The 1,985-nt window shown below is 67.8% G+C and carries 2 protein-coding genes; one reads left to right on the forward strand and one right to left on the reverse strand.

Going from position 1 to position 1,985, the window contains the following annotated elements; all coding sequences use genetic code 11:
• Positions 1-20: 20 nt before the first annotated feature.
• A complete protein-coding gene (leuC, locus tag WBV89_RS18360) occupies positions 21-1,418 on the reverse strand; it encodes a 3-isopropylmalate dehydratase large subunit (protein WP_423982778.1) in 1,398 nt (465 codons plus the stop codon).
• A 77-nt stretch (positions 1,419-1,495) separates the two neighbouring features.
• Here leuC and WBV89_RS18365 point away from each other — a divergent pair.
• The coding region (locus WBV89_RS18365) for an IclR family transcriptional regulator (RefSeq protein ID WP_423982779.1) at positions 1,496-1,985 on the forward strand (490 nt) is incomplete at its 3' end.

Here is a 1,985-nt window from a genome sequence, read left to right on the forward strand (position 1 = left end):
AACAGGTGGGGTTCGCCGGATCAGGCGAGATCGGACGGGGTGGCGAAGGTGCCGGCGATGGCGGTGGCCGCGGCGACGGCGGGGGAGACGAGATGGGTGCGACCACCCCGACCCTGGCGGCCTTCGAAGTTGCGGTTGCTCGTGGAGGCGGCGCGCTCGCGCGGTGCCAGCTTGTCGGGGTTCATCGCGAGGCACATCGAGCAGCCCGGCTCGCGCCAGTCGGCCCCCGCCGCGATGAAGACCTGATCGAGGCCCTCGGCGATCGCCTGGTCCTTCACGCGATGGCTGCCCGGCACGATCATCACGCGAGGCACGGTGACGGTGCGGCCCTCCATCACGGCTGCAGCGGCGCGCAGGTCCTCGATGCGGCTGTTGGTGCACGATCCGATGAACACGGTGTCGACCGCGACGTCGCGCATCGACGTTCCCGGCTCGAGGCCCATGTACTCGAGTGCACGGGTGATCGTCTCCCGCTGTGTCGGGTTGTCGACGCTTGCCGGATCCGGGATCGGGGTGTCGATCGATGCGACCTGTCCCGGGTTCGTCCCCCAGCTGACGTGCGGCGCGATCTGCGCCGCATCGAGGACGACCTCCTTGTCCCAGACGGCGTCGTCGTCGGAGTAGAGCTCCCTCCAGTCGGCGACCGCGGCATCCCAGTCGGCGTCGTGCGGCGCATGCTCGCGGCCGACGAGGTAGTCGAACGTGGTCTCGTCGGGTGCGATCAGTCCGGCCTTGGCCCCAGCCTCGATCGACATGTTGCAGACGGTCATCCGGCCCTCCATCGACAGCGCCCGGATGGCCGAGCCGCGGTACTCGATGACGTGGCCGAGTCCGCCGCCCGTGCCGATCTCGCCGAGAATCGCCAGGATCACGTCCTTCGCGGCGACCCCGGGCTGGAGATCGCCGTCGACGGTGACCGACATCCACTTCGGTCGTTCCTGGGGGAGTGTCTGGGTTGCGAGGACGTGCTCGACCTCACTGGTCCCGATCCCGAACGCCAACGCACCGAACGCGCCGTGCGTCGCGGTGTGGGAGTCCCCGCACACGATGGTCATGCCCGGCATCGTGCGTCCCTGCTCGGGTCCGATCACGTGGACGATCCCCTGGTTCGGATCACCCATCGGGAAGTTGGTGATCCCGAACTCGGCGGTGTTGGCGCGCAGCGTGTCGACCTGCTTGGCCGAGATCGGATCCTCGATCGGCTGATCGATGTTCTCCGTCGGGACGTTGTGGTCCTCGGTGGCGATCGTCAGTTCCGGACGACGCACCGTGCGGCCGGTGAGGCGCAACCCGTCGAACGCCTGCGGGCTGGTGACCTCGTGCACGAGGTGCAGGTCGATGTAGATCAGGTCCGGTTCACCGTCGCCCGACTGGACGAGGTGGCGTTCCCACACCTTTTCCGGCAATGTCTTTCCCACGTCGCTTCTCCGTTCACCACTCGACAGTGTCCCAACATATGGGATACCATTCTCTGAATATGGACATCATAACGAGCGTGGGGGTTCTCGACAAGGCGATGGTGATCGTTCGAACGGTTGCCGACGAGCCGCAAGCGTTGTCCGGGCTCCAGCAGGCGACCGGGTACCCGCGGGCCACCGTGCATCGTCTGGCAACCGCGCTCGAAGCACACGCGGTGCTGCGCCGTGACGGTGACGGTCGATACGAACTCGGGCACGGGCTCGCCGCGTTGGGGCAGGCGGCTCGGGAACGGTTCCCGCTGACCGAGATCGCACGCCCGATCCTCGCTCAGCTCCGTGACGAGACGGGTGAGAGTGTGCAGCTGTTCGTGCGGGAGGGGACGCAGCGCCGATGCGTGGTCTCGCTCGAGACACCGCACGGGTTGAGGTGGATCGTTCCCGAGGGGTCGATGTTTCCGCTCGATGCCGGCTCGGCGGGTCGTGTGCTGTCGGGGTCCGGTCCGTCGGACGCCGGGCACGCCGCCCGCTGGGTGGAGAGCGTCGGTGAGCGTGAGCCGGGTGTCGCAT

It is taken from the genome of Ilumatobacter sp. (assembly GCF_049588435.1).
In the GTDB taxonomy this organism is placed as follows: Bacteria; Actinomycetota; Acidimicrobiia; order Acidimicrobiales; family Ilumatobacteraceae; genus Ilumatobacter_A.